A 21,011-nucleotide genomic window follows, 5' to 3' on the forward strand; every position below is an offset into this window, starting at 1 on the left:
TGAACACACACCCTCACCGCTCCAGCTGCGCAATCGCCCCCAACATCTTCCTGGCCATAGTAGTTCTGTCGTATTTCTTTGCGGCTTCCAGGCAGCGCATTTGGTAGCTTTCGTAGGCTTGTTTATCACGGGATAAGAACTGCAATTGTTCCACCAGTTGCGTAGCGTTTTCCGGTTCAAACACAATACCCACGCCTTCCTCGCGCACAATATCCGCTGATTCTCCCGCCACCCCATGTAACACAGGTAAGCCCATACCCATGCACTCGAACAGCTTGGAAGGAATCACGGTTGTAAACAATTCAGTTTTTCGCAGGTGGATGATTGAGACATCCAGCAGCGACCAATAACGCGCCACTTGCTCCTTGGGTACGGAATCAACAAAAGTGAGGTTATCCAGACCCCGTCGCACCGCTTCATCCTTTAACATCTGCTTGCGAGCGCCATCCCCCAGCATAATGAAGTGAAACACATCACCATTGGGCAGGGCGCACAGCATCTCAGCCGCATCCAATAGTGTTTCCAGATGATGCGCCAAACCGTGCGTGCCCACATAGCCCGCCACGAATTTACCTTTCAAACCCAAATCCCGCAACAAATCCGGATCTTTAGGCATCGGTTTGAAGCGCGACATATCCACGCCATTTGTCACCACCACGATTTTGTCGCTATCCACGCCACGCGCGATCAAGGCTTTCTTGAACGAATGCGTTACGGAAACAATTCGCGCCGCCTTGCGGTAAAGAAACAGTTCCAAACGCTCCAAAGCTCTTATGGCAGAGGACTCTTTCATCGCTCCCACCGCCTTGATCGATTCCGGCCACATATCGCGCAATTCAAAAACATAGGGAATGCGCTTCAAGCGGCTCACCACATACGCTGCACAAGCGGTAAAAAACTGTGGTGAAGTTCCCACCACCACCCCCACCCTGCGCACGAACAACGCCGCCAGAGTGGCGCTCACCATGAAGCTTAGATAATCCAGAATACGCTTCACGAACCCCTCGTTCGCGGTAATGTAGGACCAAACCCGGATCACCCGGATGCCTGCCATCTCCTCACTTTGCCACAAACGATTGCGATACCCAGCAAATACCTGCCCCTTGGGGAAATTCGGGGCGCAGGTAATGACTGTTACCTTTTGTCCCGCTCTCACCCACTCGCGACAATGCTCGAAAGTACGCGATGCTGGCGCGTTCACTTCCGGCGGAAAGTTGTCCGTCAAAAACAGAATATGCACGTTACTCCCAGGAAAAATTGATTGTGGCTTCGGCACCATCGAATTGTATTTCAATGCAATGGTTAGCTACGACCGTACCAAACGATGGATGCCATGTTGCAGCCACGACTCGCGGACGTCCACCGGCGACCGACCATCGAACAATCTGCCCTCCCGGCAAACGCAGTACCTGGTCGTCCACCACCAGCACATGAGGATGTAAATAAAAACGCCCAACGACCTTTCTGAATGGCCCCTTAATCGTATCCACCACCCGCAGATTCTGCGCCGTAAATACCCACTCGCGCTCATGCATTGGTGCCCCGGACAAACGCCGATAGCCGTCATGAGCGCAACGCACGCGGATCCACGCACTTTCCTCGACAATCGTCAATCCCACTGGCCGCGCACGCCGCGCCACCCGAAAACCCGCCCAGATTTCCGATGAATCCTGACCATCGATTTCAACAGTATTGTGTGCGGCTGTACCGCGCTGGCGTCGCCGCTCCGCATCCTCTCCATATTGCGATGTTCCAGAGTTCACCAGAACCCGCTGCCCAAACAAACTTAACTCGAAACTCAAAGTGTCAGCATGAGCATGGCCGGGTTGGTAACTTGGCCCCACCTCAGCAACGTCCAGGCAAGCCTTGCCGCCTTGTCCAAGCTGAACCGTGATGTAACCGGTATCAGCAAAGTGAACACAGGAAAGCAGTTCTGCTCGTTGCGCCTCCCAGTTACACCCCAAAGCCACGGCATAAGACCTGATTTCCCTGGGATGTGGCGCAACACCAAAGGCCGCATCATTGAAAAAAGCGATCTCGCCATCCGGATGGCATAGATCTTCCAGCCAGACCAGCCCTCGCTCAATCACGCTTCGCCAGGAAACAACACGTTCGGACAGTTCCGGAAAACCACTCCGTTCAGCCAGATTCACCAGATCGCACATATCCCACAGCAGGATCGCGTGATACATCGGAGAAAGCTCGAAATGGCCGCCATCGGGCAAAAACTGCTCTGTGATTTCGCGATCCAGGATTGCCAGTCCGCGTTTTAACCAGCGCATCCCTGAATCGTCCGCAAAGAACGCTCCGGCGAAGACCAGCGCCTTACCATTAGCAAACAGGTGGTTAGCCAGAATATGGCGCTCCTCCTGCGCCACCAGCGCTTGGGCCTGCCTGGCCATGCTGGCAAGCCACTGGACGGGTACCTGAGGTTGCCGGGCGCACCACTTCACCAGATTCACCAAACGCAAAGAAAGGGGATAGGGCTCCCAGCCATTCCCAGAAAGAGGCGGATTATCATCAATCCAGCGCTGAATCAACCAAGCCTGTTGATCCGCCCGGTCATCCGCAGCAAGCGCATTCAGGTCGTCAAGATAATGCAGGTTATAGAGCCAGAGCTTGCCCTTGCTTCCCGCATTCCAATCACTGACGGCCTGTACTTGGCCACGCTCCCCCAGAAACTCGAAGTTACCTTGTGCCAAATGGCAGCGCGGCATCACCAGCGGCGCCGCCCAGGGCTGTAACCAAGTCCGCCGCGAAACGCCGGCAATAGGCGCCAATGCCTGCCGAACCACCAGCGGTTTTGCCAAGCGGTAATATAATCGATAAGCCATCTGCTCCATCCGCAGATGGCGCACAGTATTGAACAGCCGCAACAGCCGCGAAAGATTTGCAGCACTCACGGATTCAGCTCAATTATTGGCAGGCGCCAGTAGTCGCGCCAGGATAGCCACAATCCACGGACCAACGCCCGCGATAATATCGATCAGCATTCAAAACATCCTTCGTATCGTTCAATACTTGCCAGGCGAGACGTTGCTTGTCTTATCGTTTTTGGTAAACGTCGAATACCAGTTGCGGTCAATCCACTGAATTAATGGTTTCCATAACTATTCTTACCCTCCCGCCAGTTCGATAGAGGCCCGGCTCACCGCCGCGATCTCCGTAAACGCTATCGGTGCCACCCCACCATCTCTAATCGCGTTGACGAACGCCGCTACACAAGCTTTCTGTCCCTTGTCCTGACTCCAGAGATTCATACTTTTAAAACCAGGCCAGGCATAACCCTTGAGTTTTCGGAAATTATCCAACTGCAATACGCGTCCAGCGGCGAAGATTTCCAGGCGTTCCTTGGGGAAAGCCTTACAGCCATTGGCAAAGTAATGAACGGTGCCAATCGAACCATCGGCAAATCCCAATTGCAGGTTCACGGTATCTTTAGTAGCGGAATCCATTACCATGCGGGAATACGCAACAATCGGATGACCTGACAGAAAGCACAGCAAATCGATAAAGTGACAACCCTCGCCGATAATGCGGCCACCGCCGATTTCTTTATCCTGAGTCCAATGGTCTGCGGGAATTGCCCCCGCGTTTACCGTCATTACAAACGATTTGGGCCCGCTTACACCGGCCAGCAGCGATTTGATTTTCTGTGCATGCGGTGAAAAGCGCCGGTTAAAGCCGACCATTACCAGCGGTGCATTGCCTTGCTTTTCCTGGTGGGCATAGGTTACTTCAATTTCTGCTAGCTCTTCCAGAGTCAAGCATAGGGGTTTTTCCACGAATACATGTTTGCCTGCTCTTAATGCCTGGCATACGAAATCCGCATGGTTGTCATGGCGAGTTGTGATGACCACTGTATTGATTTCAGGATCGCTAAATACGGTTTCCGTGGCTGTGGTCGTTTCTTCAAAACCAAATTTCCGTCCTGCATGCACGCCACTGACCCCGCCACTGGAGGCCACCACTTTCATGCGCGCGCCGGTTTGCTTGAAGGCCGGAATCAGCACGGCGGTTGCATAATTCCCGGAACCCACAAATGCGATGGCAGCGTTCGTATGCTGAGAGGAGGGCGAGCGTTGGAGAGAAAGCTTGACGGTTTGCTGCCTAAGCACCGCCTCGGGCTTTTCCTCAGTTGTCGGGTATTGCAATAGAATCCCTAATGAAGGGGTAGCGTCGGCTATCAATTCATAGGCTTTCTCGGCTTCACTGATAGCGAAACGGTGCGAAATCAATGGCTTCACATCCAACCTGCCATCGGCCAGCATATCCAGCACAGCTTCAAAGTTGCGCTGCTCGGTCCAGCGCACGAAACCTACCGGGTAATCTTGCCCCTTCTCTTCGTAATCCGGGTCATAGCGCCCAGGCCCATAAGATGCCGACACCTGAAAAGTCAGTTCTTTTTTAAAGAAATCATCACGTGACAATGCCAGCCCGGCAACTCCAACCAGCACAATGCGCCCGCGCTTTCGGCACATCTGCGCGGCCTGGTGCATGGGTTCGTTACTTTGAGTAGCGGCCGTTATTACTACGGCATCCACCCCGCGCCCGCGTGAGAATTGCTCAGCCGCTTGCACGGGATCTTCATCCAACCCTAAATTAACAACTTCAGCACCAAAGGATTTGGCCATTTCCAGTTTGGCCTGATCGAAATCGATACCCAGTACCCGACAGCCATTCGCACGTAACAACTGTACGGTAATCTGGCCAATCAATCCAAGTCCCGTCACAACAACCGCTTCGCCCAGCGTTGGCTGCACCAGGCGAATACCCTGGAGCGCAATCGCACCAACCACTACAAAAGCGGCCGCTTCATCATGTACCGTATCAGGAATCCGCGCACATAAATTCATTGGCACGCTAACGACTTCAGCATGCTTGCCATTGGACGCCACCCGGTCCCCCACGGCAAAACCTGTCACACCTTTGCCAACCGCCAGCACCTCACCTACATTGCAATAACCAAGTGGCAATGGTTGTTCCAACTTATTGCGCACCGTATCAAGCGTCGGCATCAAACCATCGGTTTTGACTTTATCCAGCACCATGCGCACTTTATCAGGCTGCTGGCGCGCCTTCTCAATGGGGTTTGCTTTGCCAAAATCCACCAGCATTCGCTCCGTCCCGGCGGAAATCAACGAGCGGGTCGCGCGGATCAACAACTGACCTGAACTGACACGCGGGCAGGGCACTTCGACCACCTCGGTAGCGCCAGTTCTCAAGTTTTGGAGAATTTGTTTCATATTCTTCTCAATGATTACTCGTTCAAACTCATCATCTTTAAGTTTCACGTACCTCATCTGCCCTATAGACGACGAAGTATTTACTTGTCAATACTCAACCGTATCACCATCTAGATACAGGGTATCCCAACCTGGACAACGCCAGACTTCAGCCAGCCGAGGTTTAATTTAATCAAACAATAGATCATGGTCTTTATTGGCCAGGCTTATGCTCGCCTAATGGATCTGTTCTTTCACGCCCCCCTTTGACCGGCGCCGCCGAGATACCGTCCGCAGAGCGCCGCCATGCTTTCCGGCGTCCGGTTGAAGGCATGGCATAGTTATGCGGCATTCAGTGGTCGAATCCGAGACACTTCGGATTTCAGCGCCTGGTTTGCTTTCCAAAGATCAACAGCACGCTGAGCATTCAGCCAGAATTCGGCACAGTTGCCAAACAAACGGCCAAGTCGAATGGCCATCTCGGGGCTGACTGCCCGCCGCTCGCGTAACAGTTCATTTATCGATTGACGTGATACTCCCAGAGCCTCCGCCAGGCCAGAAACGCTCAATTCGTAATCAGGCATGAAATCCTCACGCAGCATCTCCCCTGGATGGGTAGGTTTCCGTTTAATGCCAGTATTGGTAATAGCCATGTATTTCACCTCTCATTAATGGTAATCACAAACCTCAACATCAAAAGCGTCACCATCTTCAAACCAGAAACAGACGCGCCACTGATCATTAATGGCTATCGCATGTTGCCCTTCACGATCATCCGTAAGCTTATGCAGCTTATTTCCAGGCGGTACTTTAAGATCATCAAGACAGGTGGTCAGATTGACATACTCCAATTTCCTTGAAGCCCTCGCGTGAATATTGGGTGGGAATTTCCTGGACTTTCCAGTTTCATACAAGGACTTGGTATGCCTGTCCGCGAACGTTCTGATCATGCACGCAAATGTAATGCGTCACGTGACAAAAGTCAAGTATCCTGCTCCGATGAGCAGGATACCGCATAACGTTAAATTCAGCGGCGCGCCTTTTGCGTCCGCTGGGACTTGTGAAGAACGCTAGCCACTAATGTTTGATACGGAATTCCCTCTTCAAGCGCTCGCCTTTGAAGTGACTCTAAATCACGGCTAGAGATTCGAATGTTAATCCGTTTATCTTTCTTGAATGTTTCTTCGGCGGTTTCTTGCAGCATTTTTCTACGCTCGGGCGTGAGCACGGATTTAAACTCGCCCGCTTCAAAATCTTTAAGAATTTCTTTTTCCTCTTTGCTCAGTTTAGGGTTGCTCATGACTTTTCTCCAAGATACTGTTTGGTCGTCTTTCTGCTGGGAATCACCGTCTTTAAGAAAATCTCTTTCCGGCTAACAAGATGCACGTAATCATCTATATTGATAACGAATACGCGTTGATTTGGATATTTATCTTCATTTGGATGTTCAACATCATCCAGCAATGCTCCTTGCTGTAGATAGAAAACAACATCCTCAAATGAAATGCCACGCCCAGCAACAAGCTGCTGGTTTCTCTCAGGATTCCGGTTGACTGGCTTCATTTTACGCGGCGCAGCATAAATGTGTGCCGTTTGTCTTCACTCAGGAGATTCCATGGGCGACTAACTTAATACACGACATTTTGTCCAATAATCTTCCAGGAATATCGTATAACTATGGCGGGTATAAATCATTATTGTTTGTTTTAACAGTAAGTTATAATGAGCAGGACATATTTTGCAAGCAAATATGGCAACGCATCCTGCCAAGAAATTGCTTGATCCAGTACGAGAGAAAATAAGATACAAGCATTATAGTTTTGACTTTATCCATCACCATGCGCACTTTGTCAGGCTGTTGGCGGGCTTTCTCAATCCAACCCGCCTTGCCAAACTCGACCAACATGCGTTCCGTTCCGACGGAAACCAGGGTTTGGGTCGTGCGGATAAGGAGTTGGCCCCGCTTGACGGATGGGCAAGGAACTTCAGCGATTTCTGTTGCGCCGATTTTAAGAGATTACAGGATTTGTTTCATAAAAAACCTATTAGATAAAAACTTTTGGAAACTCACTGGAGAACAAAAAATCAGATGTATTTTTTGCATTAATAACCATGTCTGCGATGTGCAGCATCAGTAAAGTAGACATTTCTACTTCTTTCCAATCCCTCGTGATATTAGAAAAAGGCTGGATGAGACACAAATTGTGACCAACGTCTTTAGGCCAGTAGCGATATTTATGAATATTGGGACCTTTCCAGATCGTCATTCGCCTAAAGTCATCAATTTTTGCAATAACGTCACCTTGCTGGAAATTGATAGTTTCATTAATACCCTCGAATGGTTCGTTGCGTGCTGTAAGGACAATGTTAATAAGATCACCACGTTCACTAGTGAGGGCAATCGTCAAATCATCGTCACGTGATGAGGTATTGCTATAGGCAATAAGAATATGCCAGCGGTCGGGTAATTCACCCCATGAGAGCATATGTACTGCAAGATCTAACCAATGACCTACATTGCCGCAGATTCGAGTACCCTCTTGCGGTCTGCGGTACCAATGATCTGGTCCAATAACATGTCCACTGACAAAACAGTTGAGCGTCATCGGCTTATTGAGCGAACCAGTTTCGGTGCGTAAATTGCGTATAGCACCTGAGAATGGGCGGTTATAACCAGCGTATATTGGCGCACTCGCGCTGCGGACAGCAGACGCAAGACAGCGAAGTTGATCAATGCTGACACTTATTGGCTTTTCAATGAAGACAGTCTTCCCAGCTTTCAGTGCATCTATTGCATATGGAGTATGAGAGGCATGGTTTGATGCGATGTAAACAAACTTTACGCGTTCATTCGTTATAACATCAGTTGCGCTTGATGCATTAGGGCTCAGTCCATAGAAAAGGGCAAATGAAGCATGATTAGTACGATCAATATCGTAACAGGCAGCAAAGCGATTACCGTATTTTCGCCATATAGAGTAACCGATGGTTGCATATGCAAATTGGCCACACCCGATCAGACCAATATCTTGCACTCTACTCTTACCTGAAGAAAACCATTTTGGTCGAATGCGGCCAAAGACTTTGAATAAGGTCTTTCCTGCGCCATAAATTACTACATACCTCCACGCTTTGCGTAAGGCCAACCAACGCTTATTGATAATCATAGTATTAGTAGTGTTTATTAGGCAGATGATTTAATTTGACAAAATCTCTATTATCTTGTGTATTTGCACATCAAAAACGGGATAATGCTCGATAAATCGTGCGCAGGCATCGCGACCAGCAAGTAGCTTAGATTTATCTCTGGAAAGCTTCTCAAAGAGACCGACGAGGGCGTCCACATCACGATACGGCACTCCCCACGCAGCTCCAGTCTCAATGAACTCTTTAGCCGTTTCAACCTCACTATTCACAATGAACGGTACGCCAAAGAAAATACAGTCCCCCCATTTATTGGACTCTGCCTGACGGTTAATTGGAACATCCGGGTCGTAATAGGTCAGAACAACGTCGCTTGCTGGATAAAGAGCCAGAGCATCGCGCTGCGGAATTTCACCATAAAAAATAACCAAAGGATGAGCAATTAACTCACGACCTGCGTCTGTATCAACAATACCTGCGATATGCATCTTTACCTTAAAATCTCGATTCTCGAGCCTTCGAAGTGCTTCCAAAAAGATCGGAGCGCCACGAGTATCAACCAGCCATCCGTTTGCATATACTACGAGATCAGCGTCAGGGCGTTGCGGTGCTAAGCGACGGGCGGCCTCAAAATCTTCGAGGGTTGGTGTGTTGCGTAACACAATCATATTTTCGCCGCGCCAATCATATCGTGTCCAACCTGGGATGATATGCAAGGTGCAGTTACGCGAAGTCCACTTTTCCAGAGATTGCAGTAGTCGATGCAATGGTCCAGGAAGATGCAGAATCATTGAAAACCGGTCTGCGTCATCAAATACCACCTTTGCTCCTGTGACAAATGCTGCTATCCGTGCGGGAAACGCGGTCTCCCAGCCGAGGCAGAACAATACCCGGCCACGGCCAAGTAGCAGCACCCGCCAGAACACTACCAACATCCAAATCGGGTACATCAATCGAGCTTTGCGAGTGACATGGCCACCGCCGTGTAGAATAGCTTTTTCCTGAACCTCAGAATCACTCCAGGCTAACTCTTGCATCTCACCCGGCACTCGCTCCCAGCCAAAAAACAATACCCGATAACCTGCTTGCCGGAAAATTGGGATCATCTTGGCAAGCCTTGGTCTTTTACGTGGCGCTGGAAGTGGCGCGAGCATGACAATTTCTTTTTCTATCAGATCAGATGCGTGATTTAGCGATGACATTTAATACTCCAAAACCAAGGGCAGTGCGCAAAACCCAGTTTGCCGCACTCATAATTGCAACAATGTAGACAAGTTGCACAATACTGCCCTGATACATGAAAAAGAATCCAACAGCAACCGCTACAAGGATGACGAGTTGCCCCATGATCAGCAGATCGTGCTGGTGCGGTTGTCCAAATACCCCGACATAGGCACTGGGAAATGTGTAAAGTGTTCGGGCTATACAAACGAGAAAGAACACGACACGCAAGATGGGGTCAGACTCTCCTGCTGCCGGACTGACAATGGTCCAACCCACCCAACCGATCCCGTGCACTACAGCGGCGTAGGCAACTGCTCCAAACCCGATTAGCCAACCGCGCGACCTGAGGAATGACATGAACTGATCGTGATTGTCACGCACCCATGGGCCGATCAAAAAGGCCAGGTACCCATTTGCCAGCGAGATCGGAAATAGAAAGAACGTGGCATGGGTAAAATAGCTGGCTCCTTCCTCCGCAGTTCCCAATCCATTTACTACCAGTTGCTCAGCATAAACTGCAAGTGCCAGCAACAGCGATGTCACCATAAATCTTATTCCGATAGCATAAAGTGTCGAACGGGGCTCAGGAGCCTGTGGAAACAAGTGAGAGGGCGGCAACCGCCAGAGCATAATCGCTGAGAGAATTACCATCATCAGCATTATTGCAACTACCAGCGTATCGAGCGGCAGTTGCGTGTCGGTTAAAATAAATAACAGAATTGCGATAAATACGAGAATCTTCCAGCCCTGTTCAGCAATCTGAGCAGGGAAACGCTGATGGTGCGACCGAAAATATTGAAGAAACGTCATCGTTCCGGCTGATGCCATCGCCAGCAGAACCGCCGTGGCCCAGTGTCCCAGAAACCCTAGCCACCAGACAAGCGTACCCACCCCAAGCGCCAGAACTGGAACCTGCAAGGCGATCAACCGCAGCAACAGGCTCGAAGATTGGCGGCTGCGAACAAGCACCTGTTCAAGGCCAACAAGGCACACCACTCCGCTTATCCCCACGAGGGCTCGCACTTCAGCCCAGCGGGCGATACTTTCGGCAGAAAGCGCCTTAGTGATCAGAACGTCAGCAAGCAGGAGCGATGCGAGCCCGGAAAGATAGATAAAACTTGAATGTAACATTATCGTGGGCTTAATCTAAAAAACAATCCTCTACGATCAAGATGAACACCATAAACAAAGTAAAGAAAAATTAGCCCGAAAAGCCCATTATTCAATATCTGAAATGGTTCTGTTGCTGGGATAATTCCGATATAAAAAAACAAGAAAGATAAAAACATTACCCAAAAGTTAGATTTCGGAACGACGATCAGCATTACTCTTGAAAGCTCAATCAGCTTTAACAACAAAAGTGTCACAAATGGTACGCCAATAATTCCGTAATTATGATATATGGATGCCCATAAGGCGATTGGAGCTGTACCACGAGATGTACCGTACATGTACTCAAAAACCTTATGCGAAAGATCGCTTCCCTTTACGCCAGGAATATACCCAAACAATACTCTTGCCCACTCTGTACCATATTGAATTGGAATATTGTATATATACCGAAATCCCTCAATTGTACCAATTTGATTATCTAGAAAAACTCTAGATAGTAACTCACTGAATCCGTCTAGTAACGTGATATCTTTTGTTCGCCCTAATGCTACAGAGAAAATGGTAAATAGAATAAGAAACGTACTGATGATCGGAATCAGATACTTAAGTTGTAATTTTCCTGTATAAAACAGGAATAGCAATAGGGAAGTAATGCAAAAGAAGAAGTGTGTACGCTGCCCTGTTCCGAGAATCGACCACAAGAAGAATGGAATGGTCAAGACCAGGAAAATAGAAAGAGCCAATTTTCCATATTTCGCAGCAATTGCAAAGCTTAGGGCAAAATAAGAGATAGGGTAAATAGTATTCTTAAATTGATTGACGACTCCTGCACCCGTGTATGTATCGCCAGAATACGATGCAAGACGTGCGCTAGTAAAATCTTCAGAGCCACCCGATAAAGCTAAGAAAAATAAATTATAGCCAACTAAATACTGAAAATATATAAAGATAATAAGAGCACATATTAATAAGGCTAGCACAAGTGATATAAACTTTTCTTGCTTATCTGGAACTGGTGTTTTCGCTGCCCATACACGGCTAATATAAATTTCTCTTTTGTAATTGTGGCTTATTAATACATGAATAAAAATGGCTATAAAAAAAAGAACGATTGAGAAGAGGTGCTGATAGTCATCTTCTCTCATTAGGTTTAGATTAAAAATCACCCCTTGAGAAAATACCCCAGAGAATAAAATGAACAATAATGTTGGGTTGAGAATCCTGTTTTTCCATAGTAGAGCACAAGAAAATATTGTTACTGACAACACAAATAGAACGATAAATGCGAGCATATTTGACCTTTAACTGTTACATTCCAAGCGATTATTGAAATTACGGTGACAGTTTACTAAATACACTTGGCTTATTAAAACTGGTTGCTGAGGGGGTGTTTCTCCGCGATAGCGGCTTCGTTCAATTAACGGCAATACTTGGATCGCGTCCGGTGGGCACACTGCGGCGTTGTTCGTCGTCGCCATAGTCCCGGCTATGACTCCTCCTCTTGCCTTGCATCCCGCCAGACGCGCCCAATTGTCACCCTTATTTCTTCACGGCTCCTGATAATCCAGGAAAAAGTGCAACTAGCTGCTGACGTGGATCCACTTAATGAAGGTATCCATGGCGGCCCTGGCGCTGGCTGCCTTGGGGTGATTAACCAGAAACCAATGGGGTCAGACTCCATTGGTTCCTGCCGTTAATTACGCACTGTTTGTTGGTAAGGTTCTCATGAACGTTTTCTAAAATGGATTTGAGGTTGATTTATATCGCTGATCGGTTGTTAATCAGAGGTTCTTTAGGCTCGCAATGCCGCAATGAAGTTTTCTGGCGAGACGCCAGCTTGCTTGAGCATTCCAGCCAAAGTTCCAACTTTCAACTCATGATGGTTGGGTACAACACAACCAGAAGAGCCCTTTCTAAGCACGAGATGGCTTCCACGTTGTCGGGTAACTCCATATCCCAGCCGTTCCAGCGCCCTTACGGCTTCTGCACCCGAAACGACGGGTAGTTTAGGCATGTTCTGTGACTTGGAAGGTAGTTAACAACGGCCGGGTGAAAACTGTCATCGGAAATTCTTCAAGGTAGAGTTCAGTAGCCTCGCGCAAATTAGTTAAGGCTTCTTCAACGGTCTCACCTTGGGTGCTTGTTCCGGTTTCAGGATTAAAAGCAACATAGCCGCCCTCAGGCGCTGGTGTTAAGACTGCAGAAAGTTCCATAATTTCGCTCCATTTACTAAATTGTCAGGTTAAGGCTATTTACAAATAACAGCAAGCAAATCAAGAATCAACGGATAGCGTAAAGGGTTGGCTTCCGATCACCATTAGGAACCACCTGTCTGTTTCTGCCCCTTTCGTTTGGCGTTGCCTCAATAGCCATTCCATAGCTAACCGCACCAATCCTTCCTCATCTGTTTAAACAAGTCGTAAGCACTAACCGGCACTTTTTCATTTTTTGTTTTTAATAGATGCCTGGCCTTGCCAATTGCATTCTCAATAATCTATAGGGCATGAATAGGTGTTGCGGTTGATTATTGAGCGCGCCTTACTTTTTGCTATTCAAAATTTGTGGCCATGCGGCAGATTCAATACGCGATTGTGCAAATTGGTTGATTGTATTGTAAGTGGCAATCAGCAATGCCACTCCGGTATGCGCCTGATTTAATGCGAAGGCAAATTCTTCCGCATCCCGCATGTACTCATGTATCAATTTATTACGCAAATTGCGCACATCCAGCCATTGGATCACGGATGCCAATAATCCCAGCTTTTCAGCCTTGTTTAGATTATCGAGTGCGCTTCCCGTTTTTTCAGCCAGTAACCGCAATAATGAAGGCAGCAGCTTGTCGCCCAGTGTATCTTGCAGGCGCCCGAATCTTGAAACAAAGGCGTCCAGCCGTTCAGACAAATCATCATCATCCTCAAGCTGCCGCACCCAATTCGCATCTATTGTTGAAGTGAATAGCCGCACGTCGGTTTTTAGCAATAACTCGCCTTCACGCCGAGCAATATCCAGCAATGAAACGAATCTTTTTTTCTCAAGCAGCCTCATCTCTGCGCTCATAACCTTACCCCTGTTTGGCGCGCTATTTCATGTATCGGCTGCCGTGCCGTTGTTGCGTCGATGAGAATCAAATCGATTTTTTGGTCACCTAACCGCATCTGAAGTTCACTGGTTAAGCGACACGCACTGACAACCCGGTCAGGCAAACTTTTTTTAGTCTCCACCAGCAAATCAATGTCCCCGCCTTTTGCATCCCCCCGAGCTCTTGAGCCAAATAGATAAACGCTCGCATCATCACCCAGTAATGCGTTAACTGATTCTTTAATGGCTGTAATTTCTACTGTTGATAACCTTACTGCGTGGTTTGCGTCGCCGATATTCATCGTTTCAGCCCCGATAGTTCATAGAACGACTGCCCTCACCCAAACGCTTTGGTAAAAATTTGCCAACGCCAGATTGTTCTGACCCGTAAGCGGGATTCCTTCATCAACTACGGTGGCATTAATACCGAGCCCGCCACGATACAAATCAACAAGATCAATGTTGTCGTCGTTTGTTGCCAGCGCCTGCGCGAGAAGGCGCCTGATTTCTTCCCGCTTGCCCAAATTTTCCCAGCCATTATTTGTTGTATTAGCCATTTATCCGTCGTTCAGCTTCCGCTATCATTTTATTGGCAATATTAACAAGTGTAGGCACAAAAGCATGTCCCGTATTCAAAGCATGTGTGAGCACTTCCATGTCCTCTATATATTCATGGATCATCTGATTTCTTAGCTGACGCATCGTTATCCATTCATCTGCCGATCTTAGAAAACCCAGCCGTTCGGCTCGATCTAAGTTGTCAATGACTGCTCCAGGTTTTTCACCAAGAACTATAAGAAGCGTAGGGAGTAATTTGTCGCCAACTGTATCTTGCAGGCGCCCGAATCGGCTGACAAAGGCTTCGACACGTTCTGCCAGGTTGAGATCGGTATCAAGTTTTTGAGCGCGCTCGCACGTGAAAGGCTGTTCAAAAAGCTGTTGATCCGTAATGAGAAGGTACCGACATTGTTTGTATGTTACGCGAATTAGAAAGCTTAGGCGCAGCTGGATTTTTTTACCAAATGTCATAACAGCATTCCCTCCTCGAAGGCAATGCCATGGATAGGCAGATGCTTTAGATTGGGTGCTGAGAGTAAAACGTCTACTTTCCGCCCATGCATCAGACGACTCACTTTAGCGGAAAACGTGGCGGCCAGTAGGGCAGGGTTTTCCACGGGTTCGGTCAATTCGAGCATCAGGTCGCAGTCTCCTCCAAGTGCTTCATTGTCTAGTCTGGAGCCAAAAAGCCACACACGGGCGTGGCTTCCCGCCAGTTGGATGGCAAGTTCGTGAATGGCCTGGGATTGTTGTTTGGTCAAACGCATGGTGGATGTGATTCCTTGTCATTTAAGTTCGCAAGTAACGAGGGTGGAAATCATTGTTCTGCCTTGTTCGTATCTTGCATGCGCCCGAATCTTGAAACAAAGGCGTCCAACCGTTCAGCCAAATCATCATCATCATACTCAAGCTGCCGCACCCAATTTGCATTTATTGTTGAAGTGAATAGCCGCATGTCCGTTTTTAGCAATAACTCGCCTTCACGCCGAGCAATATCCAGCAATGAAACGAATCTTTTTTTCTCAAAAAAACACGCTTCAACTCAACAAATGTAGAATTTTCAGCAATGGGTTCCTGTTTTAACAACAATTTCAAACAGAGCGTTCCCCATCACCAGCCTCAATGCCTTGCGTGGCTTGGTTCTCAACCGATCTCAACCGATCAGCCTGTGATGCTGCGGCATCAATATGTCTTTAGTGGTCATATTTTGATTTTTCTTGTGTGTCGTCATTCAGGCTAATGGCCTGCGCCTTGGCAAGAGCAACAAATGGGCTGCTCAACGCGTCTGGAGAAGTAACCAGCACATCCACAGGTAGTTGAAGGGCTTTTTCGAGTTGATTTTTGATTTGTGCGCGCTGCAACAACCCCAAACGCGGGGTGGTCTCAACAAGCAGATCAATATCTCCACCTTGGCGCGCGTCGTCCAGCCGCGATCCATATAGCCAGATCCGACACGCCTCTCCTGCCAGTGCTTGAGTGATACTGACTATGATGGAAACTTGTTGGGAGGTTAGGCGCATTCTGTGGAGCTCGAATGTGATGATGTCAATAACGCGGCAACAATACTTTCTTGCTCTGTACGAGTCAATGTTGGTCCCATCGGCAAACTCATCACACGCTTGGCCCTCTCTTCTGCGATGGGAAAGCTGCCCTCAGGCTTATTGAGGCAAGAAAAAACGGGTTGTAGATTAAGTGGAATGGGGTAATGCACAGCGGTTGGAATGCCCGCTTCGTTTTATCTTTTAAATGCGGAAAGTGCACATTTATGTAGTCATGCACTGTTTGATACAGCTCTCTCATCTGTGATGCGCCTTCCATAAACCGGTTGATCGCACTGATTCGCAATTCCGGGTCATCTGGGTATTCGTGCGCAATTGCATCGCGGGCAACGCGAAGTTTTTTCCATCCTTCTGTAGATGGAATTGCACCAATACGTTCAAGCCGATTTAATTTTTCGACAAAGGTAGAATTTGCGGCTATCGGTTCCTGTGCCAGCACCAGTATCAAAGGCAAAACCTTCTCCCCCATTGAGTCCTGTAATTTGGCAAAGCGATAAGCGATTTGATCAAGAATCCGCAGGGTATCTTTATCTATTTTGGCCTTGGCGGATAAAGGAAGATGTTTCTGTATATCCACTAAGCTCTGATTAAACACTTCCGCATGAATTTTGCATTCCGCCAGATATAGGAGCATTGACTGTTCCGGCGTCATAGTTGCACACCTTCTTGCTTGGCAATATGATAGATCGGCATGTCAAAGGAGGATTGCCGACGTTTGACAATGATGTCTATCTTTTCATCCTCAAATGGAGCACTACTTTGCAGCTGCGTAATCATGTCAATTTTGCTCGAAATAATTTCATCAGGATGGGTAAGTGATGTTTCAATCAGGAAATCATAATCCCCACCTTTTTTCTCATCATCAACGCGGGAACCGAATAGCCACAGCTTTACATCCTCACCAAAATATCTGCGTGCAAGCGCCTTCACGATACTCAATTGGTTGGCAGTAATTCTCATTTAATCCAGAGGATTGGAGTCAAACCTTGCATAAAAATAAAAGGGGACGTCATCTATTTCCTATGCTTGTCTTAACAGGCCGTTGAAAAACTATCTGCGTTGCCGCTACGGTGTTAAAAACAGGCTCAAAATGCTCATTTATTACGCATAAACTGCGCTTCTCCGCCTGTTTTTGCCTTGTATCTGCTGCTTCGAAAACGTTTTTCAACGGCCTGTTAAAAAGAATTTTGTAAAAGAGGTGTTTAAGAAATCCAGTACAAAACTGTACTTGCCCTCTTTTACGATGGTCTTGACAAGCGTGATGTTAACTTTCATATATTCATGCACAATGGTATTTCGCAGGCCAATAATTTTTTTCCATTCCTGCAAGGTTTCATCATTTATCCAGTTGAGATTCGTCATCTGTTCAAACAAGTCGTAAGCACTGACCGGCACTTTCTCATTTTTTGTTTTTAATAGATGCCTGGCCTTGCCAATTGCATTCTCGATAATAATCTGCAGCACATGAAGCATGGCTTGTTCTTCTATCAGGGAGATATCCGAATTTTGCATAAGCTTGTTGCGCAATGCTTTCAGCAGCTTGCCGTTTCTTTCCGCAAGTTTTTCTGTTTCCTCCTGATACAGCTCAAGATACATGATCAAGGTTCCAGTAATAATCTTCCAGATTGGCCCAGATTCTTTGGTAAAAATTTGCCAACGCCAGATTATTCTGACCCGTAAGCGGGATTCCTTCATCAACTACTGTGGCATTAATGCCGAGTCCGCCACGATGCAAATCAACAAGGTCAACGTTGTCGTCGTTTGTTGCCAGTGCCTGCGCGAGAAGGTGCCTGATTTCTTCCTGCTTGCCTAAATTTTCCCAGCCACTGGTGTTATCTTTGAATAAGATAGCGATATCCCAGTCACTCTGTTCATGGCTATCACCTCGTGCTCTGCTGCCAAATAGAAATGAAAGGGCTATGTCGTCACGCAGGCTTAAAGTCTTTTGTAACGCCTTGAGTGTCGATTGTGGCAAATCTTCCTTATTCATATCAGTGCTTATGTATTGAATGATATGACCGGTATACTGGGCAGTACAGCCTATTTTGTCACCTTATTTTTGCCTAAGCTAACCAGCCTCTTGCTTCCAGATCGATCAATATTCTGGCGGCATCCGCTGTTAGTGTGGATACATGTTCATGCCCTTTGTTGAGCGCTTCGGTCAGTTTATCCAGATCTTCCATGTATTCATGCACCATTTGATTACGCAAATCACGTAACGCCATCCATATCTCAGCAGAATTGATGAGCCCCAGTTTTTCTGCTCGATTCAAATTATCCACAGCAGGTCCATTTTTTTCACCGGCTACTTCCAGATAATTGGGCAGCAGCTTGTCTCCTACCGTGTCCTGCAGACGGCCAAAGCGGCTCACAAACGCATCCACACGCTCAGCAAGATCTACATTTTTTTCCAGTTGTCCGGCTTTTTCACGAGTGAAAGGCGCATCAAACAGGCGCTGATCTGTTATTTGCAAATGATGTATTTCCTTGCGTACCATCCTGGCCAGAAATGCAAGGCGGAGCTTTTTTTGAGGAGCAATATTCATAGCATCACACCTTCTTTTTCCGCAATATCATGGATCGGAAAGCGCTCCAAATTAGGAGCAAGTAATAGTACATCGACCTTCTGGCCATCCAGCAGGTAACTTATCCGTCCCGATATTCTTGCGTTCAGCCAGGCTGGGCTTTCCACCACATGCGGAATTTCAACAAGTAGATCAATATCGCCGCCACGCGCATTATCGTCTACGCGGGAACCAAATAAGCATACTGTGGCGTCTTGCCCTGCCAATTCGGAAACTACGCGCTGGATGATGTCGATTTGCCGTGAACTCAGTCGCATGGCGATTCAATATGAAGTCGGGCGATAAAAAAAGTATGCTTCAACTCAACAAATATAGAGTTTTCAGTAATCTGTTTCTGTTTTTTCCATTCCAACACTTTAACCTCTCTTAAGTGTTGCGGTTGATTATTGAGCGCGCCCTGTTTCGGTGCGCTCGAAGATTATAGTGCCTATGTGGGCTGGCTGAAGGAATATTCAGCGCAACACGCTATGGATATTCATGCCTGGGTAGGAGAGGCTAAGACTGCCAAAAAGCAGGGCATTTAATTTTTATCGGACCCTGGCTATTCAAAATCGGTATCTCGTGATTTTCTTCACAGATTGCGGCAACCGTTGACGCTATCTTCTGATTGTATTTCCGATTCATGCCGGCCATGGCATGCCTTCGGAATATACAAACCATCAAGTTAATTTCATATTTCAGAGGAGTAGTTGCAATGAAAAAATACGTTTTTATTACTGTTTTGGCTTTATTCGGTGGTGCAAATACCCTGGTTGAGGCCAGTGACAGGATTATTGATTTTTCGCTGGTTTCTTCCGGAAGTTTTGTTAGCACTCCCATAGACACCGATCTGGATGGGACGTCTGCCAGTCTTACCACCATGAAAGGAAAAAGTAGCCGGTTAGGGGAAATGTCCGCCAGCATCCTTACAGAAGCAAAAATCAAGCGTGACGCCGATGGAGGAACAGAAAGCTGTGACACACCGGAAGGTCAACCAGGGCTTTTGCTTGATCTGGTCAAAGCCAGGGGCACTTATGTGCTGCGTAAAGGAAACCAAATCTTTACGGAAGCGATTTCGCTTTCAACCTGCATCAACATCAACACCTGTTTTGATGTTGATGGCAACGTAAAAGAAGGTTGTACATTCCGGACGTTTACAACAGGAAGAATCATTGGCGGCACCGGGAAATATGCCTGTGCATCCGGTGACATTCAGGATGATGTTACGGGATATGCGCTCGTTGTTGATCCGAGAGGGGAGTTTTTTGGCAGCATCCTGGAGAGCAGGATGCAAGGTTCCATGAATGTTCCAGAAAACTGTACTAATTGATCCCAACCCAAATGAGTAACGCTTACAACCAAGCATAAAGGAAAAATCATGTCTAGATCATTACAATACATGCTGATTGCCAGCACCCTTACCCTGTTAACTATTGGATTTTCTCAAGCCAGAACTCTGCACGTCAACTGTGATAAAAACCAGTCCCTCAGTTTTGCAGTAAGCAAGGCCAGGTCCGGTAGCGTCATTATGGTCAGTGGGGTGTGTCGTGAAAACGTCCATATTGATCAGGATGGCATCACCCTGGACGGGATGGGCGCGGCAGTGCTGGATGGCAGCCACGGACAGGATAACCTGGAGGGTGTGCTGATTATCGACCAGGCGCGCAAGACTATGGTCCGGAATTTATCCGTCGTCAATGGCAAGCATCATGGCATAGTGGTTCGGCGCGGTTCGGTTGCGGATCTCCACAATATAACTGTGGCGGATCATGCGCAAAACGGCGTTTTTGTGATGCAAAACAGCCAGGCCGGTCTGGAAAATGTATATAGTCGCGATAATGGCAATTATGGAATCGGCATCATTCAGAATTCCAGTGCGACGTTCGTCGGGTTGATCCAGGCTACCGGTAATGCCAACAGTGGCATCCTGCTCGCCGATAACGCCATGGCAGATGCCAGCAAGGCCGACATCGAATCCAAAAGCAATCTGAACGGCATACAGTTTGGTGACCATGCCGTCTTGTTTACGACGGCCACCACCAGAATTTTTGCCAATGAAAACCTTCGCGATGGATTGTTTCTGTTCAATTCCGGCACGCTGGAGAGTGCGGGCGGGGGTTATATCGAAGCAAGAAACAACCAGGCCAGTGGCGCACGTCTCATCGGCAACGCTACCCTTTCCAACCCGATGGGTGCAGGTCGCTATGTGTTCGAGGATAATCCGCAAGGCATCCATTTCGATGTACAGTCATCCGGATTTTTTGTTGGCGGGCTTTCGGTGCGCAACAACCTGAGTGGCATTTACGCCTCGGGCGCCCATACCCTGACCGTCATCTCGCTGCCGGATAATCCCTCTGTCGTAGAAAACAACCAGGCAGTCGATGCTGATCTGAGTTTCGGAACCCGTGCCGATTTTCAGGGATTATCGATCCTGAAAATTCAATGTGACGCCACGGTGCTCATTCGCGGGAATGTCACCTGTCCCTGACGTACTGCCTGCTGATCACGGGAGCAATGGCTGTCTGCATGGGCTCCCGTTTTTTCTT

30 protein-coding genes are annotated in these 21,011 nt (G+C 47.8%); 4 read left to right on the forward strand and 26 right to left on the reverse strand.

Annotated features, from left to right (window positions below):
- Window positions 1-13 precede the first annotated feature (13 nt).
- From IPG31_09160 to IPG31_09190, 7 genes are all read right to left on the reverse strand, one after another.
- A complete protein-coding gene (locus tag IPG31_09160; protein MBK6618505.1) occupies window positions 14-1,240 on the reverse strand; it encodes a glycosyltransferase family 4 protein in 1,227 nt (408 codons plus the stop codon).
- A gap of 1 nt (window position 1,241) precedes the next feature.
- Window positions 1,242-2,843, reverse strand: coding sequence for an alginate lyase family protein (locus IPG31_09165; protein ID MBK6618506.1), 1,602 nt, complete (start codon window positions 2,841-2,843; stop codon window positions 1,242-1,244).
- A 273-nt stretch (window positions 2,844-3,116) separates the two neighbouring features.
- On the reverse strand, window positions 3,117-5,246 hold the full coding sequence (locus tag IPG31_09170) for a bi-domain-containing oxidoreductase (protein MBK6618507.1): 2,130 nt from the start codon (window positions 5,244-5,246) through the stop codon (window positions 3,117-3,119).
- Window positions 5,247-5,566: 320 nt separating this feature from the next.
- Window positions 5,567-5,878 (reverse strand): HigA family addiction module antidote protein, encoded by a 312-nt coding sequence (locus IPG31_09175; protein ID MBK6618508.1) that lies wholly within the window; start codon window positions 5,876-5,878, stop codon window positions 5,567-5,569.
- Between the two features lie 15 nt (window positions 5,879-5,893).
- Window positions 5,894-6,175: a type II toxin-antitoxin system RelE/ParE family toxin gene (locus tag IPG31_09180; protein MBK6618509.1), complete on the reverse strand. Its 282-nt coding sequence runs from the start codon at window positions 6,173-6,175 to the stop codon at window positions 5,894-5,896.
- Between the two features lie 77 nt (window positions 6,176-6,252).
- Complete coding sequence (locus IPG31_09185; protein MBK6618510.1) at window positions 6,253-6,525, reverse strand: hypothetical protein; 273 nt, start codon at window positions 6,523-6,525, stop codon at window positions 6,253-6,255.
- The gene (locus IPG31_09190; protein ID MBK6618511.1) at window positions 6,522-6,788 is read right to left on the reverse strand and encodes a toxin; all 267 of its coding nucleotides are present in this window, start codon (window positions 6,786-6,788) and stop codon (window positions 6,522-6,524) included. Before IPG31_09190 ends, IPG31_09185 begins: the two co-directional genes overlap by 4 nt.
- 175 nt (window positions 6,789-6,963) lie before the next feature.
- Here IPG31_09190 and IPG31_09195 point away from each other — a divergent pair, with 175 nt between their 5' ends.
- Window positions 6,964-7,278 carry a hypothetical protein gene (locus IPG31_09195; protein MBK6618512.1) on the forward strand — a complete coding sequence of 105 codons (315 nt, stop codon included), beginning with the start codon at window positions 6,964-6,966 and terminating at the stop codon, window positions 7,276-7,278.
- Here the strand turns inward: IPG31_09195 and IPG31_09200 are convergent.
- The 19 genes from IPG31_09200 to IPG31_09290 form a co-directional block, all read right to left on the reverse strand.
- Complete coding sequence (locus IPG31_09200; GenBank protein ID MBK6618513.1) at window positions 7,271-8,392, reverse strand: Gfo/Idh/MocA family oxidoreductase; 1,122 nt, start codon at window positions 8,390-8,392, stop codon at window positions 7,271-7,273. The two genes, IPG31_09195 and IPG31_09200, sit on opposite strands and share 8 nt — an antisense overlap.
- Before the next feature lie 30 nt (window positions 8,393-8,422).
- Window positions 8,423-9,571, reverse strand: a complete 1,149-nt coding sequence (locus IPG31_09205; GenBank protein ID MBK6618514.1) for a hypothetical protein — start codon at window positions 9,569-9,571, stop codon at window positions 8,423-8,425.
- Window positions 9,546-10,724: a hypothetical protein gene (locus IPG31_09210; protein ID MBK6618515.1), complete on the reverse strand. Its 1,179-nt coding sequence runs from the start codon at window positions 10,722-10,724 to the stop codon at window positions 9,546-9,548. The genes IPG31_09205 and IPG31_09210 overlap by 26 nt, the downstream gene beginning before the upstream one ends.
- A complete protein-coding gene (locus IPG31_09215; protein MBK6618516.1) occupies window positions 10,724-11,998 on the reverse strand; it encodes an oligosaccharide repeat unit polymerase in 1,275 nt (424 codons plus the stop codon). The genes IPG31_09210 and IPG31_09215 overlap by 1 nt, the downstream gene beginning before the upstream one ends.
- Window positions 11,999-12,498: 500 nt before the next feature.
- The gene (locus tag IPG31_09220) at window positions 12,499-12,720 is read right to left on the reverse strand and encodes a type II toxin-antitoxin system HicA family toxin (GenBank protein ID MBK6618517.1); all 222 of its coding nucleotides are present in this window, start codon (window positions 12,718-12,720) and stop codon (window positions 12,499-12,501) included.
- Complete coding sequence (locus tag IPG31_09225) at window positions 12,713-12,919, reverse strand: type II toxin-antitoxin system HicB family antitoxin (GenBank protein MBK6618518.1); 207 nt, start codon at window positions 12,917-12,919, stop codon at window positions 12,713-12,715. Before IPG31_09225 ends, IPG31_09220 begins: the two co-directional genes overlap by 8 nt.
- 325 nt (window positions 12,920-13,244) lie before the next feature.
- On the reverse strand, window positions 13,245-13,751 hold the full coding sequence (locus tag IPG31_09230; protein ID MBK6618519.1) for a hypothetical protein: 507 nt from the start codon (window positions 13,749-13,751) through the stop codon (window positions 13,245-13,247).
- An 8-nt stretch (window positions 13,752-13,759) separates the two neighbouring features.
- Complete coding sequence (locus IPG31_09235) at window positions 13,760-14,086, reverse strand: nucleotidyltransferase domain-containing protein (GenBank protein ID MBK6618520.1); 327 nt, start codon at window positions 14,084-14,086, stop codon at window positions 13,760-13,762.
- Between the two features lie 18 nt (window positions 14,087-14,104).
- Window positions 14,105-14,341: a hypothetical protein gene (locus tag IPG31_09240; protein ID MBK6618521.1), complete on the reverse strand. Its 237-nt coding sequence runs from the start codon at window positions 14,339-14,341 to the stop codon at window positions 14,105-14,107.
- Window positions 14,334-14,813 (reverse strand): hypothetical protein, encoded by a 480-nt coding sequence (locus tag IPG31_09245; protein ID MBK6618522.1) that lies wholly within the window; start codon window positions 14,811-14,813, stop codon window positions 14,334-14,336. The genes IPG31_09240 and IPG31_09245 overlap by 8 nt, the downstream gene beginning before the upstream one ends.
- Window positions 14,810-15,064 carry a nucleotidyltransferase domain-containing protein gene (locus tag IPG31_09250; protein ID MBK6618523.1) on the reverse strand — a complete coding sequence of 85 codons (255 nt, stop codon included), beginning with the start codon at window positions 15,062-15,064 and terminating at the stop codon, window positions 14,810-14,812. Before IPG31_09250 ends, IPG31_09245 begins: the two co-directional genes overlap by 4 nt.
- Window positions 15,065-15,159: 95 nt before the next feature.
- A complete protein-coding gene (locus IPG31_09255) occupies window positions 15,160-15,345 on the reverse strand; it encodes a hypothetical protein (protein MBK6618524.1) in 186 nt (61 codons plus the stop codon).
- Window positions 15,346-15,535: 190 nt separating this feature from the next.
- Window positions 15,536-15,862 (reverse strand): nucleotidyltransferase domain-containing protein, encoded by a 327-nt coding sequence (locus IPG31_09260; GenBank protein ID MBK6618525.1) that lies wholly within the window; start codon window positions 15,860-15,862, stop codon window positions 15,536-15,538.
- Complete coding sequence (locus IPG31_09265) at window positions 15,853-16,065, reverse strand: DegT/DnrJ/EryC1/StrS family aminotransferase (protein ID MBK6618526.1); 213 nt, start codon at window positions 16,063-16,065, stop codon at window positions 15,853-15,855. The genes IPG31_09260 and IPG31_09265 overlap by 10 nt, the downstream gene beginning before the upstream one ends.
- Before the next feature lie 484 nt (window positions 16,066-16,549).
- Window positions 16,550-16,861 (reverse strand): nucleotidyltransferase domain-containing protein, encoded by a 312-nt coding sequence (locus IPG31_09270; protein MBK6618527.1) that lies wholly within the window; start codon window positions 16,859-16,861, stop codon window positions 16,550-16,552.
- A 204-nt stretch (window positions 16,862-17,065) separates the two neighbouring features.
- Window positions 17,066-17,497 (reverse strand): DUF86 domain-containing protein, encoded by a 432-nt coding sequence (locus IPG31_09275; protein ID MBK6618528.1) that lies wholly within the window; start codon window positions 17,495-17,497, stop codon window positions 17,066-17,068.
- Window positions 17,487-17,891: a nucleotidyltransferase domain-containing protein gene (locus tag IPG31_09280; GenBank protein MBK6618529.1), complete on the reverse strand. Its 405-nt coding sequence runs from the start codon at window positions 17,889-17,891 to the stop codon at window positions 17,487-17,489. The genes IPG31_09275 and IPG31_09280 overlap by 11 nt, the downstream gene beginning before the upstream one ends.
- A gap of 73 nt (window positions 17,892-17,964) precedes the next feature.
- Window positions 17,965-18,447 carry a hypothetical protein gene (locus tag IPG31_09285; GenBank protein MBK6618530.1) on the reverse strand — a complete coding sequence of 161 codons (483 nt, stop codon included), beginning with the start codon at window positions 18,445-18,447 and terminating at the stop codon, window positions 17,965-17,967.
- Window positions 18,444-18,743, reverse strand: a complete 300-nt coding sequence (locus IPG31_09290) for a nucleotidyltransferase domain-containing protein (protein MBK6618531.1) — start codon at window positions 18,741-18,743, stop codon at window positions 18,444-18,446. The genes IPG31_09285 and IPG31_09290 overlap by 4 nt, the downstream gene beginning before the upstream one ends.
- Before the next feature lie 129 nt (window positions 18,744-18,872).
- On the opposite strand from IPG31_09290, the gene IPG31_09295 reads away from it, so the two are divergent.
- The 3 genes from IPG31_09295 (at window position 18,873) to IPG31_09305 (ending at window position 20,953) form a co-directional block, all read left to right on the forward strand.
- Entirely contained in the window at window positions 18,873-19,010 is a 138-nt protein-coding gene (locus IPG31_09295; GenBank protein MBK6618532.1) for a hypothetical protein, read from the forward strand.
- Window positions 19,011-19,180: 170 nt separating this feature from the next.
- Window positions 19,181-19,795, forward strand: a complete 615-nt coding sequence (locus IPG31_09300) for a hypothetical protein (protein MBK6618533.1) — start codon at window positions 19,181-19,183, stop codon at window positions 19,793-19,795.
- A 48-nt stretch (window positions 19,796-19,843) separates the two neighbouring features.
- Window positions 19,844-20,953 carry a right-handed parallel beta-helix repeat-containing protein gene (locus IPG31_09305; protein MBK6618534.1) on the forward strand — a complete coding sequence of 370 codons (1,110 nt, stop codon included), beginning with the start codon at window positions 19,844-19,846 and terminating at the stop codon, window positions 20,951-20,953.
- Window positions 20,954-21,011: the final 58 nt, after the last annotated feature.

Source organism: Nitrosomonas sp. (genome assembly GCA_016703745.1).
In the GTDB taxonomy this organism is placed as follows: domain Bacteria; phylum Pseudomonadota; class Gammaproteobacteria; order Burkholderiales; family Nitrosomonadaceae; genus Nitrosomonas.

Coding starts and splice junctions, on each gene's coding strand:
- IPG31_09190 (MBK6618511.1), bottom strand. CDS start 6,788: ATGAAGCCAGTCAACCGGAATCCTGAGAGAAACCAGCAGCTTGTTGCT.
- IPG31_09270 (MBK6618527.1), bottom strand. CDS start 16,861: ATGAGAATTACTGCCAACCAATTGAGTATCGTGAAGGCGCTTGCACGC.
- IPG31_09290 (MBK6618531.1), bottom strand. CDS start 18,743: ATGCGACTGAGTTCACGGCAAATCGACATCATCCAGCGCGTAGTTTCC.
- IPG31_09230 (MBK6618519.1), bottom strand. CDS start 13,751: ATGAGGCTGCTTGAGAAAAAAAGATTCGTTTCATTGCTGGATATTGCT.
- IPG31_09205 (MBK6618514.1), bottom strand. CDS start 9,571: ATGTCATCGCTAAATCACGCATCTGATCTGATAGAAAAAGAAATTGTC.
- IPG31_09200 (MBK6618513.1), bottom strand. CDS start 8,392: ATGATTATCAATAAGCGTTGGTTGGCCTTACGCAAAGCGTGGAGGTAT.
- IPG31_09245 (MBK6618522.1), bottom strand. CDS start 14,813: ATGACATTTGGTAAAAAAATCCAGCTGCGCCTAAGCTTTCTAATTCGC.
- IPG31_09275 (MBK6618528.1), bottom strand. CDS start 17,497: ATGTATCTTGAGCTGTATCAGGAGGAAACAGAAAAACTTGCGGAAAGA.
- IPG31_09180 (MBK6618509.1), bottom strand. CDS start 6,175: ATGATCAGAACGTTCGCGGACAGGCATACCAAGTCCTTGTATGAAACT.
- IPG31_09220 (MBK6618517.1), bottom strand. CDS start 12,720: ATGCCTAAACTACCCGTCGTTTCGGGTGCAGAAGCCGTAAGGGCGCTG.
- IPG31_09165 (MBK6618506.1), bottom strand. CDS start 2,843: ATGGAGCAGATGGCTTATCGATTATATTACCGCTTGGCAAAACCGCTG.
- IPG31_09210 (MBK6618515.1), bottom strand. CDS start 10,724: ATGTTACATTCAAGTTTTATCTATCTTTCCGGGCTCGCATCGCTCCTG.
- IPG31_09285 (MBK6618530.1), bottom strand. CDS start 18,447: ATGAATATTGCTCCTCAAAAAAAGCTCCGCCTTGCATTTCTGGCCAGG.
- IPG31_09175 (MBK6618508.1), bottom strand. CDS start 5,878: ATGGCTATTACCAATACTGGCATTAAACGGAAACCTACCCATCCAGGG.
- IPG31_09240 (MBK6618521.1), bottom strand. CDS start 14,341: ATGGCTAATACAACAAATAATGGCTGGGAAAATTTGGGCAAGCGGGAA.
- IPG31_09185 (MBK6618510.1), bottom strand. CDS start 6,525: ATGAGCAACCCTAAACTGAGCAAAGAGGAAAAAGAAATTCTTAAAGAT.
- IPG31_09300 (MBK6618533.1), top strand. CDS start 19,181: ATGAAAAAATACGTTTTTATTACTGTTTTGGCTTTATTCGGTGGTGCA.
- IPG31_09280 (MBK6618529.1), bottom strand. CDS start 17,891: ATGAATAAGGAAGATTTGCCACAATCGACACTCAAGGCGTTACAAAAG.
- IPG31_09170 (MBK6618507.1), bottom strand. CDS start 5,246: ATGAAACAAATTCTCCAAAACTTGAGAACTGGCGCTACCGAGGTGGTC.
- IPG31_09215 (MBK6618516.1), bottom strand. CDS start 11,998: ATGCTCGCATTTATCGTTCTATTTGTGTTGTCAGTAACAATATTTTCT.
- IPG31_09235 (MBK6618520.1), bottom strand. CDS start 14,086: ATGAATATCGGCGACGCAAACCACGCAGTAAGGTTATCAACAGTAGAA.
- IPG31_09225 (MBK6618518.1), bottom strand. CDS start 12,919: ATGGAACTTTCTGCAGTCTTAACACCAGCGCCTGAGGGCGGCTATGTT.
- IPG31_09305 (MBK6618534.1), top strand. CDS start 19,844: ATGTCTAGATCATTACAATACATGCTGATTGCCAGCACCCTTACCCTG.
- IPG31_09260 (MBK6618525.1), bottom strand. CDS start 15,862: ATGCGCCTAACCTCCCAACAAGTTTCCATCATAGTCAGTATCACTCAA.